Origin of the sequence: Halanaerobium praevalens DSM 2228 (genome assembly GCF_000165465.1) — a bacterium.
GTDB classification, from domain to species: Bacteria; Bacillota; Halanaerobiia; order Halanaerobiales; family Halanaerobiaceae; genus Halanaerobium; species Halanaerobium praevalens.
This window is the reverse complement of record NC_017455.1, coordinates 1,575,666-1,589,065: the sequence shown is the minus strand read 5'-3', so window position 1 is coordinate 1,589,065 and position 13,400 is coordinate 1,575,666. Positions and strand designations below refer to the sequence as shown.

Here is a 13,400-nt window from a genome sequence, read left to right as displayed (position 1 = left end):
CTTTTTTAATATAAATTATTTTTTATCCTTTTCTAAATAAAGAATAGAAATTAAAATACCTAATCCAGCCAGAATTAAAGTTGGATAAAAAACAAACTCATAACTGCCTAAGATATCTCTAATTCTACCTGAAATGAGATTGCCAATGATAGCTCCAACTCCATAGGCAGTAAATAAATAGCCATAATTTTTACTATAATTTTTCTTGCCAAAAAAGAAAGAAGTAGCTGCAGGTGCTATAGCAAGCCAGCCGCCTAAGTTAAGCCAAAAAATAGAAAAAGATATAAAATAAAGAATTTGATTAGCTGAATCATTAATAATCATCAGTAAAGAAGCAATAATGATTAATGAAAAAGAAATCACAGCAGTTTTTTTTGCTTTAAATTTATCTGTTAAGGCTCCAAAAATTGGTCTTCCCAATCCATTAAAAATAGCAAATAAAGAAACATAAATTGAAGCTGTTTGAGCATCTAATTTAATTAACTCTTCTGCTACAGGTCCAGAAATTGCAATTGCCATTAGGCCAATAATTGTTCCAATAACAAAAGTAAGCCAAAGAGCATAAAAGCTTTTACTTTTAAGCATTTCTTTTGCTTTAATTTCTGAGTTTAAATTTGTTTTTATTTTTTGAGATTTTAATTTTGATTGCTCTGGAAATTTTAGTGGTAAAGCAAGTATAGTAATTATTAGAGCAAAAAGAACTCCTAAAATTTTAAAAGTGCTAAAGACCCCAAAATTACGAATTAGCCAACTAGCAGCTGGAGCAGTTATAAAAGGAGATAAACCAAAGCCACCTAAAGTTAAGCCGACTGCTAAACCTTCTTTATCTGGAAACCATTTGGCTGCAACAGCCATTGGAGCTCCATAGGCTATTCCGACTCCACTACCAGCAATAACTCCATAGCTTATAGTTAAAACTATAATAGAAGAGGTATAACCAGAGATAAACCAGCCAATTGAGATTAGAAGCCCTCCAACTATGGTCATTACTTTAGGCCCATATTTGTCCATATAACTACCAGCAAAAGGCATTGCTAAAGCATAAAAAACAAGAAAAAACATATAAGGTAAGCCACTTTCGGTTGCTCCGATGTTAAAAGCTGTTTCTATCGGTTTTCTAAAAATACTCCAAGAATAAATAGTTCCCATACACATAAAAATTATAAGTCCTAAAGGAATATAAAGCCATCTTTTTTTGTTTTCAATTTTCAATTTTATTTTTTCCTCCTTAAAAATATTTATTCTAATTAAAATAATAGTTAAAACATAATTAAAATAATTATAACAAAATTACTTAAGTTTAGCAAAAAGTTTAAGATTTTTATTCCAATGTTAAATAGAAATTAAGATAATATTTAAGCTATTTAAAAATTAACTGATAATTTTGACTTAAAGCCCTTGATCTTATATTATTAAAATTAGATTAATATTTTATTAATGTTTAGCATAAAATGAAAGGAGTAACTAAAATGAATTATAAAGTAGCTTTTGTTTGTATAGGAAATTCTTGCCGTAGTCAAATGGCTGAGGGGTTTGCAAGAAAAATTGCTGGTGAGAGCTTAGATGTATATAGTGCCGGCACAGATCCAGCTTCAGAAGTTAAGCCAAATGCTATTAAAGCAATGAAAGAAATAGGAATTGATATTAGTGATCAATACCCTAAATTATTAGAAGAAATCCCTTCAGAATTAGATATTTTAATTACAATGGGATGTGGAGTTGAATGTCCATATCTTCCCTGTAAGTTTAGAGAAGATTGGGGATTAGAAGATCCAGCTGGTAAATCAATAGATTTTTTTAGAGAAACAAGAAATATAATCAAGAAAAATGTAGAAAATTTAATCAAAAAAATTGAAAACGGAGAAATATAAAAATACCGGCTAGTTTTAACACTAGCCGGTTAATTTTTTAATTATTAATAATTATTAATTAAATTACCAGTAACTGTTGCACCATCTTCAATAGAAAATGTGTTTTTAGCAGTTTCATTTTCAAAATAAACATTACCTTCAACAGTAAAACCAGTTGTTAATTGAAAATCTTGGCCTTCAACATAAACATCACCAATAAATTTTCCACCTTTAAATCTTGTGCTTGGACTTTTAACAGTTATACTTGGAGCTTCTAAAGTATATCTATCAGTTAAATTATAATTATTATCTTGGTCATAAAGAGCTAATTTACGATCGTATTCACCTTTGTTTTTAAATTCACCCTCTAAAACTATATCTTCATCAACACTCATATCTTGCTGAACAATTAAAATCCAGGCACCATCTTCACCAGCAGCATTCATTAAAGTATCTTGATCAACCACTACAGATGGGGATGATACTGTGTCCTGAGCACTTACTGCAGATGTTAACAATAAAGCAACAGCTGCAACCAATAAAACTATTGTTTTGATTTTCATAAATAAAGCCTCCTTGTAATTTTTAGTAATTTAATCAACTTAATTTTATTTTAACATAAATGTGAAAATTATGTCAAGTTTTTTCAGTTAAATAGATAATTTATTCGCTTAATTTTTACTATTTTAATACTCATGCTTTTATGTTACAATAAAGATATAAATAATTTAATTTAAAGAAAGGTACTGGTGAAATAATGAAAAGTAGAGAAATTGATACAAATGGAATTGAAGAGGCTCCAGAGAATATAGAATTTAGTGAAGGTGATAAAGTAGATATTTTGGTTTATAAATTTACTGATTTAGGAGCTACAGTAATTATTGATAATCAATATTTTGGTTTAGTTTATGAAAATGATATTTATAAAGAAATAACTGTTGGAGATCAAATTACAGGTTATATTAAAAAAATTAGAGAAGATAATAAAATTGATGTTAGTCTCCGCAAAATTGGTTATGGTCGAATAGAAGATGCAAAGGAAAAAATATTGGCACGTCTGAAAAATAAAGGTGGTTTTTTACCATTAAATGATGATAGTTCTCCTGAAAAAATAAAAAAGGCTTTGCAAATTAGTAAAGGTAGTTTTAAAAAAGCAATAGGTGGTTTATATAAAGAAAAAATTATTAATATCACATCTAAAGGAATTAAGTTAAAAAATAATTAAAGAAAAGAGTTGTGAAAAATGAAAAATAAAAATTATTTTTTTTCTGATCCAAGTTATAAGTTAATTACTTTAATTTTGGTGATTTTAATTTTTTTAATTTCAATTCCTACTTTTGCAGTAGAAATTGTTTCTTTACCTTTAGCAAAAACTGAAAAAGATCTTTATCAAATTGAAGCTAAAATTCCAATTTTAATGCAAATGGATCGGAAAGAAGTGCAGGCAAAATATAATAATTTATTTAGAGATAATATCTTGGAATTTGTTGAATATACTATAGATTTGGCTCAAAAAAATAGGGTTGAGCTTGCTGAGACTGATTTTCCTAAAAGAGAGTTTGTAGGGAAAGTAGATTTTGACTTAAAAAATAAAGAACAAATTTTAAGTATCAAATTTAATTATTATCAATATACTGGAGGAGCACATGGAAATCCTTATAGCTTAACTTATAATATTGATCTTCTAACTGGAAAAGATGTAAAATTAGTTGATTTCCTTAAAAGAAATAATTTAAACTTAATTGAAGTAGAAAACGTTATTAAAACTAAAATTAATAATAATCCAGATAATTATTTTCAAGCAGAGTATGGTTTTCAAAATTTAGCTGAAGATCAACATTATTATTTAACTGAAAATGAACTGGTAATTTATTTTCAGCCTTATGCTATTGCTCCTTACTCAACTGGAATGCCTGAATTTAAAATTAAATATTAGTTAAGTTAAACTGCTGGATTTATTACAGCAGTTTTAAGTTTTAAAAAAATTAAATTAAGATTTAAGGAGATACTTTATGAAAATTTTAATAGCTGGTGGAGCTGGCTTTATTGGCAGTAATTTTATTCATTATCAATTAAAACATTATGCTGATCAGATTATTAATATTGATAAATTAACTTATGCTGGTAATTTAGAAAATTTAAAAGATGTTAGTCATAAATCTAACTACCAATTCTATAAAATTGATATTTGTAATAAAAATGCAATACGAAAAATTATGGATTCAAAAATAGATCTAGTAGTTAATTTTGCAGCAGAGTCACATGTAGATCGCAGTATAGCTGATCCTGCAGTTTTTATTCAAAATAATGTGCTGGGGACTCAAAATTTATTAGATTTAGCTTTAGAATTTGAAGTGAAAAAATTTATTCAAATTTCTACTGATGAAGTGTACGGTAGTTTAAAGTCACAGAATAAATTTACTGAGTTGAGTCCTTTAAATCCTTCTAATCCTTATGCAGCATCTAAAGCAGCTGCCGATTTGTTGGTCAAATCCTATTTTAAAACTTATAAACTGCCAATTAATATTACTCGTTGTTCAAATAATTTTGGTCCATATCAATATCCAGAAAAGTTAATTCCTCTTTTTATTATTAAAGCTTTAAAAAAAGAACAGCTGCCTCTTTATGGTGATGGAACTAATATTAGAGATTGGATCTTTGTTAGAGATCATTGTCGAGCAATAGATTTAGTAATGAGAAAAGGGAAGACGGGAGAAATATATAATATTGGAGCGAATAATGAAAAAAGTAATTTAGAGATAACTAAAAAAATACTCTCACTTTTATCTAAGTCAGAAAATTTGATTAAATATGTAAAAGATCGACAAGGTCATGATTATCGCTATGCTATTGATAGTACAAAAATTAAAAAAGAATTAGATTGGCAAGTAAATTCTAGTTTTGAAAAAGATATAATTAAAACCGTAAATTGGTATTTAGAAAACAAAAAGTGGTGGCAAAAAATAATTTAAAATAATTTTTTTGAAATCAATATTTAATTTTTACGATTAAATCTTGTTATTTTTTTAATTTAATACTATAATTAATTAAGAACATAAGTTAAAAACAGAGATTTAGTTAAGACCTATAAATTAAAAGAGGTGTCTTTATGCATATTGAAAGTCTTGAATATTTTAAGCAGATTGCTAAAGTAAAAAGTATTTCAAAAGTAGCAAGTAATTCTCATATTTCACAACCTGCTTTAAGTCAACAGGTGCAAAAATTGGAAGACTCTTTAGGTAAAAAACTTTTTATTAGGAGTAATCGTGGTGTTAAATTAACAGAATCAGGTGAGATAGTACTTAAATATGCTGATAATATGATTAGAACTTATAATAAAATGCTGGCAGATTTAAATAATCAAAAAAGTAAGGAGATAAAAATTGAGGGAGAACACACAATAGCTACTTATTGTTTACCTTGTGCGATTTTAAATATGCAGTTTAAATTTCCTAGTCATGAATATAATTTAATTGCAGCTTCTTCTGCTAAAATTGAGCAGGATGTTTTAAGTGATATTTGTGAAATAGGTTTTACAACTAGACCTGTTGAAGCAGAAAGTTTGAATTCACAAGAGGTTATTAATGAAAAAGTTGTTTTAATTTCTCCTCCAGCTTTTAATTTGCCTGAAAAATTAAAATTAGAAGAAATCTTAGAACATAAATTTGTAATTTTAAAAGAAGATTGTATTATTAAAGAAAATTTTAAAGCTGCTTTAACAGATTTAAATTATAATTTTGATAAAATTGATATTATTTCTCGACTTGATTCTACAGAAGCTCTTAAAACTTTAGTCCGCAAAGGCTATGGAGTTGCTTTTGTACCTTATAATGCAGTTCGAGATGAGTTTAGTGCTCAAGAAATTAATGTTTCTCGAATTACTGATTATAATTTAGATTATGATATTTATATGATTAACAAAAAGATTGAACTATTATCAAAAGAAGCAACAGAATTTATAGCTAATTTTAAAAAATTAGGTAAACATATTTGTTATTAAAAAACAGAATAATTAGATTTAAATGGGGTAATTTTAATGCCAAAAATAGCTTTTAACAAATTATATTTAACAGGTAGAGAAGAAAAATATATAAGTGATGCTTTAGCAAAAGGATCAGTAAGTGGTGATGGTTATTATACTAAAAAGGTAAGTTCATTTTTAGAAAAGACTTTTAATTTAAATAAAGTTCTGATGACTACTTCTGGAACTCATGCTTTAGAAATGGCATCTTTTTTAGTTGGATTTGAAGAAGGTGCTGAAGTTATTATGCCTTCTTTTACTTTTAGTTCTACGGCAAATGCAGTTTTAAAAGCAGGAGCTAAACCTGTTTTTGCAGAAATTAAAGCTAATACTTTTAATTTAGATCCCCTTGATTTTGAAAATAAAATAACTGCTAAAACTAAAGCAGTTATTCCAGTTCATTATGGGGGGATTAGTTGTGAAATGCAACAAATAAAAAAAATTGCTCGAGCAAATAATATTTATATTATTGAAGATGCAGCTCAAGCAGTTAATAGTTTTTATCAAAAAAAAGCTTTGGGTGGAATAGGGGATTTAGGATGTTATAGTTTTCATGGGACTAAGAATTTTGTCAGTGGTGAAGGTGGAGCTTTAATAATTAATTCTGAAGATCAATCCTTAATTAAAAAAGCTGAAATTATGAGAGAAAAAGGAACAAATCGTTCTCAATTTTTAAGAGGTGAAATTGAAAAATATAACTGGGTTCAAGCAGGATCGAGTTATCTTCCTTCTGATATTTTGATGGCATTTTTATTAGCTCAGTTAGAAGAAATAGAAACTATCACTGCTAGGCGAGAGAAAATTTTTCATTATTATAGTCAAGAGTTAAGAAAATTTTTAGAAGAAGATTTTTTAGATGCTATTCCAGAACTTCCAGCAGCTAAAAAATCTAATTATCATATTTATTATTTAAAATTTAAAAATCAAAGGATAAGAGATTTTGTTTTACAAGAGCTTAATTTGGCTGGAATAAAGGCAACTTTTCATTTTCAACCACTTCATTCTTCACCAATGGGGAAAAAACTTGGTTATCAAAAATCAGATTTACCAATAACAGAAGCTGCTGCTAGCAGTATTTTACGTTTACCTATTTATCCTGACTTATCATTTAGTAATTTAAAGTATATAATTAAATCTTTAAAGAAAATATTTAAAGAACTAAAGTTGGTAGGAGGATAATAATAAATGTCTGATTTAATTTCTATAGTTATTCCCGTTTATAATAGTGAAGATTCTTTATTTGAACTTTATCAATCAATTAAGGAAGTAATGGAGTTTAATCAAATTAAATTTGAATTAATTTTGGTTGATGACAACAGTTTAGATCAGAGTTATCAAAAAATTTTAGCTTTAAATAAAAAAGATAAGCAGGTTAAGGGGATTCGTCTAAGTAAAAATTTTGGTCAACAAAATGCTATTTTTTGTGGTTTGCAATTTGCTAAAGGTCAATATATAGTTACAATGGATGATGATCTTCAGCATCAAGCTCAGACCATCTTATCTCTTTATCAACAAATAAAAAAAGGTTATGATGTTGTTTATGCAATTCCTAAACAAAGATCAGATAATTTTTATAGAAGCTTAGGATCTAAGCTGACCAATTTTCTTTTTAATCATATTAGCTCTAAAAAAAAGGGGATTCGAGTTAGTAGTTTTAGAATTATTAATAAAAAGATTTTAGAGAAGATTATTATTTGCAAGAAATCTTTTATTTATCTTTCAGCAATTATTTTAAAAGAAAATCCTAAAATAGCAAATATTTATACTGAGCAACAGCCTAGAAAATATGGTGTTTCAAATTATAATTTTATTAAATTATTAAAATTATTTTTAAAGCTTTATCTTTATTATGGGAAATCACCATTTTTAAAGTATTTTTATTCAAAAAAAGAACAATTTTTAATTGCTGAAAGTACTTTTAAAAAGAAAGAGGAATCTAAATGAGATTATTAATTTTGGGTGGAGGTAGTAGTCAGTTAAGTTTAATTAAAAAGGCTAAAAAGATGGGCCATCAAGTAGTAGTGGCTGATTATTATCCTGATGCACCAGGTAAAAAAATAGCTGATTTTAGTTCTTTAAGTAGTACTTTTAATCCCGAAGCTAATTTAAAAACAGCTCTAAAATATCAAGTTGATGGAGTTCTCACTTCAGGTACAGATCAGCCAGTTTATACAGCAGCTTATGTAGCCGAAAAATTGAATTTAAAGCCGTATTTAAAAATTGAAACTGCTAAAGCAGTTACTAATAAAAAAATAATGAAAAATAAGTTTTTAAGTTCTGGGATTCCAACTGTGAATTTTAAAATAATTAAAAAAAATTTTTTTGATTCTGAGCTTAAAGATTTAAATTCTCCTTATGTAGTTAAACCACTTGATAGCCAGGGACAAAGAGGAGTATTTAAATTAAATTCTATTGCTCAAATTAGGGAAAAATTTGAAGAGGTTCTTTCTTTTTCAAGGGAAGAAGAAATTTTAGTTGAGGAATACTATTTATCAGATGAGATAACAGTTAGTGGTTGGGTAAAAAATGGTGAAACTCATTTATTAACTGTTACAGATCGTTTAAACTTTGAAAGTGATATTCATCTTGGAATTTGTTCTTCGCACTTATTTCCGTCTAAATATTTACAAGATTATTTTAGGGAAATTAAAGCTTTAAGCCAAAAGATTGTGAGAGAATTTAAGCTCAAAAATGGACCTCTTTATTTTCAATTTTTAATTGGAAAAAAAGGTATTATGGTTAATGAAATTGCTGTTAGAATTGGAGGGGCATATGAAGGGGATTTTATGCCTGTTTTGACTGGAGTTGATATTTTGGCAATGATGGTTAATCTAGCTGCTGGTCATAAAATTGAAGCAGACAAAATAAATAATTATTCGCTTTCAGCTAATAAAAATCATTTATCTGTACAGCTCTTTTTTGCTGGCCCAGGGCAAATTAAAAAGATTAGTGATCTTTCTGATTTACTAACTTTACCTGGTGTTTTAAAAGCAGATTTTAACTATAAATTAGGAGATCAAATACCTAAAATTGAAAATGCTACAGCTCGAGCCGGTTATTTTATTGTTAAAGCGAAAAATAAAGAACAATTAAAAGCAAGAGTGAAAAAAATTTATAATAAGCTTAAAATAATTGATCAAAATGGTAAAAATTTAGTTTTAAGAAAAATTGGAGAAAATTTTTAGTTAAAAGCAGGAGTGGGATTATGAAAAAATATATTTCGATTTTTTTAATTTTAAGTTGTGGTCTTTTTTTATTAGCTGGTTGTAGTACTCAGTCAAAAACTAAAAAAACCATTACTATTGCAGAACAATATGGTTTAGCTTATGCTCCAGTCCAAATAATTAAAGAATTAAATTTTTTAGAGCAAATAGACCCTGATTTAGAAGTTGAGTGGAAACAATTAAGTAATACAACTGCTATTAGAGAATCAATGCTGGCAGGTGAAGTTGATATTGCTTTTATGGCTGTACCTCCTTTTTTAATTGCTAAAGATAAAGGTATGGAGTGGAAAATATTTTCAGGACTTTCTCAAAGTCCTTTAGGCTTAATGACTAATAAAAAAGATATCAATTCTTTAGCAGATTTTAAAGCAGAAGATAAAATAGCTTTACCACAGCCTGGAAGTATACAACATATATTACTCTCGATGGCTGCTGATCGAGATTATGCTAAAAGTGATAAATTTGATAAACAGTTATTAACTATGAATCACCCAGATGCTATGAATGCTCTTTTAGCTAAAAGAGATGTTAAGGCTCATTTTGCTTCTCCACCTTATTTATTTTTAGAAAGTAAGGAAAAAGGAATAAAAAAAATAATTAGTGGTCAAGAAGCTTTTGGCGGAGAATTTACATTTATTGTTGGAGTTAGCACCGAAAAATTTAAAGAAGAAAATAGTTTACTTTATAATAATTTTTTAACGGCTTTATCTCAGTCTTTTAAATTTATCAAAACTGAACCTAAAAAAACAGCTGCTATATTAGCTGCTAATTATGATTTGGAAAAATCTGAAATGAAAAGATACCTTAATTGGCCTGGAATGAAATATAGTGCTGAAATTAAAGGTTTAGAAAAATTTATGAACTTTATGGATCAAGAAGGATATTTGGAAAAAAGTGACTATCAGAAATTTGATTTGATTTTTAGAGAAAATTTAGAGCAAAAAGATAGTGGATTTCAGCTAAAACAGGAGAATAAAGAAAATGAAAAATAAATATAGACAGCGTTTGCTATGGTTAATAATTTTGGCTTTAATCTGGCAGTTAATAGCCAGCGCTGGTATTTTTTCAGCAATGATTTTTCCAGGTTTAGATCAAATTTTTAGGTCTTTAATTAATTCTTTAAGTGATGGAAGTCTTTTAAAACAAATTATATTTTCTTTTTCAATTATTTTACAAGGTTTATTTTTAGCTACAGTAGCAGCTTTATTATTAGCGCTAATTTCCTATTTTTCGACTACTGCTGCTGGTTTGATTGAGACTTTAACAGCTTTAGCTCATCCTTTACCAGGTATAGCTTTGATGCCTTTAATTTTGATTTGGTTTGGTTCAGGTAAAAATGCAATTTTACTTGTAATTATTCATTCGGTTTTATGGCCTTTAATTTTAAATTTAAGTACAGGTTTTAATTCTATCCCAGAAATTTATACTCTAATTGCTAAAAATTATCGCTTAAATAAAATAGATTTTATGTTTAAAATACTGATTCCCGCTTCACTTCCTTATTTTATATCTGGTTTAAAAATTTCGTGGGCTAGGTCTTGGAGAGCTTTGATTAGTGCAGAAATGCTTTTTGGAGCGGTTAATAGTTTAGGGGGCTTAGGTTGGTATATTTTTCAAAAACGAGTTTTTTTCGATTTGCCGGGAGTATTTGCAGGGATTATAGTTATTATTATAATAGGGGTTCTAGTAGAAGATTTTGTATTTAAAAAAATAGAGAAAGTAACGGTTAAAAAATGGGGTATGGTTAAATGAGTTCTTATTTAGAATTAAAAAATATAACAAAAAAATATCAAAGTCAAAAAGATACAAAAATAGTTCTTAAAAATATTGAACTTAAAATTAAAGAAAATGAATTTTTAACAATTTTAGGTCCTTCTGGCTGTGGAAAATCAACTTTACTGAAAATAATTGCTGGTTTTATTCAGCCTGATAGCGGTCAAATTTTTAAAAAAGAACAAGAAATCAAAAATCCAGATATAGATCGACTTATGCTTTTTCAAGAATTTGAACAGCTTTTTCCTTGGCAAACTGTACTAGATAATGTTATTTTTGCAATTAAGGCTTTATTAAAACATAAAAAAATTAAGCTTAATAAAAAGCACATTAATGCTCAGGCCTTATCATATTTAAAAGCAGTTAAACTTGAAGCTTATAAAAACTATTATCCACATCAACTATCAGGAGGAATGAAACAAAGAGTTGCTTTAGCAAGAACTTTAGCTGCTGAAGCAGAAATCATGTTAATGGATGAACCTTTTGGTAGCTTAGATAGCCAGACTAGACAAGAATTACAGCAGCTTTTGCTTGAAATTTGGCAGAACAATAAAATGACAGTTATTTTTGTTACTCATGATATTAGAGAGGCAATTTTTCTGTCAGATAAAATAGTTTTAATGCAAAATGAGCCAGGAGAAATAATTGACATTGTCAAAAATAAATTAAAGTTTCCTAGACAAAGAACTAGTTTGGAGTTTAATCAATTTTTAGCTGAACTCAAAAATCAGCTTTATGCTGAACCTTATAAATTTTGATTTTCCATTCTTTTTCACCTATTTTGGGTGTAATTCGCATCCCATAAGTACTATTACTGAAACTTTTAACTAGTTTAGCTTCTTTTTCTAAAAAGGTTTGTAATTGAGAATAAAAAGGGTATAGATTACCATATAAAATATTCCACTGTGGTCGACTATTATAAATAAAATCCATTTCTTCTGGATAAATTATATATTCTATTTTATTTTTAGTTATATATTTAGCAAAAGAAATATTATTTTCTGCTAAAAATGCTAAGTTTCTATAATCAATTAAGCTTCCATTTTCAAAATAGTAATCTGTATTTAAATTAGCTAAAACTTTAGCATTAGCAGGAATAACTTTTCCAATTTGATTTAAATAATTTTGATAGTTATGATGACTATCATTATAGATTACAATTCCACTATTTACAGTTAAACAAATTATTAAAATACTGATTAAGCTAAAAACTAGTTTGGGCCTTAAATTTTTGCTGAGATTGATAAATAATAAATAATAAAGTGGAAAGATAAAAATAATAGAAGTTTGATTATATCTTCCGATTAACAAAAAACCAAGATTAATGCCAATTATACTTAGGATTAAATATAAATTAATTTGGTCTTTTTTAAAAAATAGTTTTAAGCTAGCAATTATGCTAATAATTAAAAAAAATAAAAGTTGAAATTTAATTAAAGGTAAATAATAAGTGCCACTTATTTGATAAAATAATTTTAAATAAAAGATTTTTAGATTTTTAAATTTAAGCAAAAATGAGTTTAAAACTCCCAAATTGGCTCCATAATTTAAATAATTACTAAAAAAATTTGGATCAAGAGAATAACTAAGATAAACAAAAATTAAAGCAATAAAAGCTAAAGTTGCCATAAAACTAAAATAATTCTTTAATTTAAATTCTTTTTTAAAAAATAAACTCCAACTATAAATAAGAACCATTGGTAAAGAAATAATCAAAGCATTAGGGTGAAATCCAATAGCTGTTCCTAATATAATTGCTAAAATAATATCTTTTAAATTTGAATGATATTTTTTGAAATTAAAGTTTGAAATATATTTTTTTTGATAATAAATTTCTTTTAAAAAATAATAAATCGCAATCAGCATAATCAAAACTAAAATTATTTCTTGGCGGGCTAAATGTGAACTATAGATAAACTGAATTTCAACAGCTAAAATAACTATGCTTGCCAAGCTTAAAGATTTTGATTTAGTAATTAAATAAGAAATTTTATAAAAAATAAAAAGACTTAAACTACCACTGATCAAGGAAATTAAACGAAAACTAAAGATATTATAAGTAAATAATTTAATAAATATTATCTGAATTGAATGAAAAAAAGCTTTGATTGCATGGGGGTGACGTGGTAATAAGTCAAAAAAAGTTTCTGTAGTTTTAAAAGTTTTTTGTTCTAAAATTTGTCTGGAGAGACCACTTAACCAAGCTTCATCAGAATGGACAAAAGGAAAATTTGTTAAGAAAATAAGATTTAAAATAAAAAAAAGTAAAATAAGATGCCAAGCTTTAATTTTATTTAATTTCTTTTTGAATTTATAATGCATAAAAATACTCCTTATCATATTTAGTCTAGAAATTATTATAGCACAAATAATTAATTTTTTAAATATTAGCTAAATACTGTTAAGTTGCAATATTTAAAAATTATTATTTGATAATTGAATGTACTATTAATAAATGTTATAACCAAAAGGGTCTAATTTGTTTTATAATATTATTAGACCTTGTACTAAGTTTAACAATATAAATTGGAG

The 13,400-nt window shown here is 26.8% G+C and carries 14 protein-coding genes; 11 read left to right on the top strand and 3 right to left on the bottom strand.

Translation table 11 applies throughout. From position 1 onward, the window contains the following. Positions 1-15: 15 nt before the first annotated feature. Positions 16-1,212 carry an L-lactate MFS transporter gene (locus HPRAE_RS07355; RefSeq protein ID WP_014553588.1) on the bottom strand — a complete coding sequence of 399 codons (1,197 nt, stop codon included), beginning with the start codon at positions 1,210-1,212 and terminating at the stop codon, positions 16-18. 257 nt (positions 1,213-1,469) lie between these two features. Here HPRAE_RS07355 and HPRAE_RS07350 point away from each other — a divergent pair, with 257 nt between their 5' ends. Continuing rightward, positions 1,470-1,871, top strand: coding sequence for an arsenate reductase ArsC (locus HPRAE_RS07350; protein ID WP_014553587.1), 402 nt, complete (start codon positions 1,470-1,472; stop codon positions 1,869-1,871). A gap of 44 nt (positions 1,872-1,915) precedes the next feature. Here the strand turns inward: HPRAE_RS07350 and HPRAE_RS07345 are convergent, their stop codons facing one another. Continuing rightward, a complete protein-coding gene (locus HPRAE_RS07345) occupies positions 1,916-2,413 on the bottom strand; it encodes a hypothetical protein (protein WP_014553586.1) in 498 nt (165 codons plus the stop codon). Between the two features lie 194 nt (positions 2,414-2,607). Between HPRAE_RS07345 and HPRAE_RS07340 the strand changes: the two genes are divergently transcribed. From HPRAE_RS07340 to HPRAE_RS07295, 10 genes are all read left to right on the top strand, one after another. Further along, the gene (locus HPRAE_RS07340; RefSeq protein WP_041606990.1) at positions 2,608-3,075 is read left to right on the top strand and encodes a S1 RNA-binding domain-containing protein; all 468 of its coding nucleotides are present in this window, start codon (positions 2,608-2,610) and stop codon (positions 3,073-3,075) included. 18 nt (positions 3,076-3,093) lie between these two features. Beyond that, positions 3,094-3,786: a DUF3298 and DUF4163 domain-containing protein gene (locus HPRAE_RS07335; protein ID WP_014553585.1), complete on the top strand. Its 693-nt coding sequence runs from the start codon at positions 3,094-3,096 to the stop codon at positions 3,784-3,786. Positions 3,787-3,862: 76 nt separating this feature from the next. Further along, the gene (gene rfbB, locus HPRAE_RS07330) at positions 3,863-4,822 is read left to right on the top strand and encodes a dTDP-glucose 4,6-dehydratase (protein WP_014553584.1); all 960 of its coding nucleotides are present in this window, start codon (positions 3,863-3,865) and stop codon (positions 4,820-4,822) included. Positions 4,823-4,959: 137 nt separating this feature from the next. Continuing rightward, on the top strand, positions 4,960-5,850 hold the full coding sequence (locus tag HPRAE_RS07325; RefSeq protein WP_014553583.1) for a LysR family transcriptional regulator: 891 nt from the start codon (positions 4,960-4,962) through the stop codon (positions 5,848-5,850). Between the two features lie 36 nt (positions 5,851-5,886). Beyond that, positions 5,887-7,050: a dTDP-4-amino-4,6-dideoxygalactose transaminase gene (gene rffA, locus HPRAE_RS07320; RefSeq protein WP_014553582.1), complete on the top strand. Its 1,164-nt coding sequence runs from the start codon at positions 5,887-5,889 to the stop codon at positions 7,048-7,050. Between the two features lie 6 nt (positions 7,051-7,056). Then, positions 7,057-7,815, top strand: a complete 759-nt coding sequence (locus HPRAE_RS07315; RefSeq protein ID WP_014553581.1) for a glycosyltransferase family 2 protein — start codon at positions 7,057-7,059, stop codon at positions 7,813-7,815. Beyond that, complete coding sequence (locus HPRAE_RS07310; protein ID WP_014553580.1) at positions 7,812-9,056, top strand: ATP-grasp domain-containing protein; 1,245 nt, start codon at positions 7,812-7,814, stop codon at positions 9,054-9,056. Before HPRAE_RS07315 ends, HPRAE_RS07310 begins: the two co-directional genes overlap by 4 nt. Before the next feature lie 20 nt (positions 9,057-9,076). After that, positions 9,077-10,087: an ABC transporter substrate-binding protein gene (locus tag HPRAE_RS07305; RefSeq protein WP_014553579.1), complete on the top strand. Its 1,011-nt coding sequence runs from the start codon at positions 9,077-9,079 to the stop codon at positions 10,085-10,087. After that, a complete protein-coding gene (locus HPRAE_RS07300; RefSeq protein WP_014553578.1) occupies positions 10,077-10,847 on the top strand; it encodes an ABC transporter permease in 771 nt (256 codons plus the stop codon). Before HPRAE_RS07305 ends, HPRAE_RS07300 begins: the two co-directional genes overlap by 11 nt. Beyond that, on the top strand, positions 10,844-11,626 hold the full coding sequence (locus tag HPRAE_RS07295) for an ABC transporter ATP-binding protein (RefSeq protein ID WP_014553577.1): 783 nt from the start codon (positions 10,844-10,846) through the stop codon (positions 11,624-11,626). Before HPRAE_RS07300 ends, HPRAE_RS07295 begins: the two co-directional genes overlap by 4 nt. Here HPRAE_RS07295 and HPRAE_RS07290 read toward each other — a convergent pair. Further along, positions 11,589-13,190 (bottom strand): ArnT family glycosyltransferase, encoded by a 1,602-nt coding sequence (locus HPRAE_RS07290; RefSeq protein ID WP_014553576.1) that lies wholly within the window; start codon positions 13,188-13,190, stop codon positions 11,589-11,591. The two genes, HPRAE_RS07295 and HPRAE_RS07290, sit on opposite strands and share 38 nt — an antisense overlap. Positions 13,191-13,400 lie beyond the last annotated feature (210 nt).

Coding starts and splice junctions, on each gene's coding strand:
- HPRAE_RS07350 (WP_014553587.1), top strand. CDS start 1,470: ATGAATTATAAAGTAGCTTTTGTTTGTATAGGAAATTCTTGCCGTAGT.
- HPRAE_RS07345 (WP_014553586.1), bottom strand. CDS start 2,413: ATGAAAATCAAAACAATAGTTTTATTGGTTGCAGCTGTTGCTTTATTG.
- HPRAE_RS07340 (WP_041606990.1), top strand. CDS start 2,608: ATGAAAAGTAGAGAAATTGATACAAATGGAATTGAAGAGGCTCCAGAG.
- HPRAE_RS07335 (WP_014553585.1), top strand. CDS start 3,094: ATGAAAAATAAAAATTATTTTTTTTCTGATCCAAGTTATAAGTTAATT.
- rfbB (WP_014553584.1), top strand. CDS start 3,863: ATGAAAATTTTAATAGCTGGTGGAGCTGGCTTTATTGGCAGTAATTTT.
- HPRAE_RS07325 (WP_014553583.1), top strand. CDS start 4,960: ATGCATATTGAAAGTCTTGAATATTTTAAGCAGATTGCTAAAGTAAAA.
- rffA (WP_014553582.1), top strand. CDS start 5,887: ATGCCAAAAATAGCTTTTAACAAATTATATTTAACAGGTAGAGAAGAA.
- HPRAE_RS07315 (WP_014553581.1), top strand. CDS start 7,057: ATGTCTGATTTAATTTCTATAGTTATTCCCGTTTATAATAGTGAAGAT.
- HPRAE_RS07310 (WP_014553580.1), top strand. CDS start 7,812: ATGAGATTATTAATTTTGGGTGGAGGTAGTAGTCAGTTAAGTTTAATT.
- HPRAE_RS07305 (WP_014553579.1), top strand. CDS start 9,077: ATGAAAAAATATATTTCGATTTTTTTAATTTTAAGTTGTGGTCTTTTT.
- HPRAE_RS07300 (WP_014553578.1), top strand. CDS start 10,077: ATGAAAAATAAATATAGACAGCGTTTGCTATGGTTAATAATTTTGGCT.
- HPRAE_RS07295 (WP_014553577.1), top strand. CDS start 10,844: ATGAGTTCTTATTTAGAATTAAAAAATATAACAAAAAAATATCAAAGT.
- HPRAE_RS07290 (WP_014553576.1), bottom strand. CDS start 13,190: ATGCATTATAAATTCAAAAAGAAATTAAATAAAATTAAAGCTTGGCAT.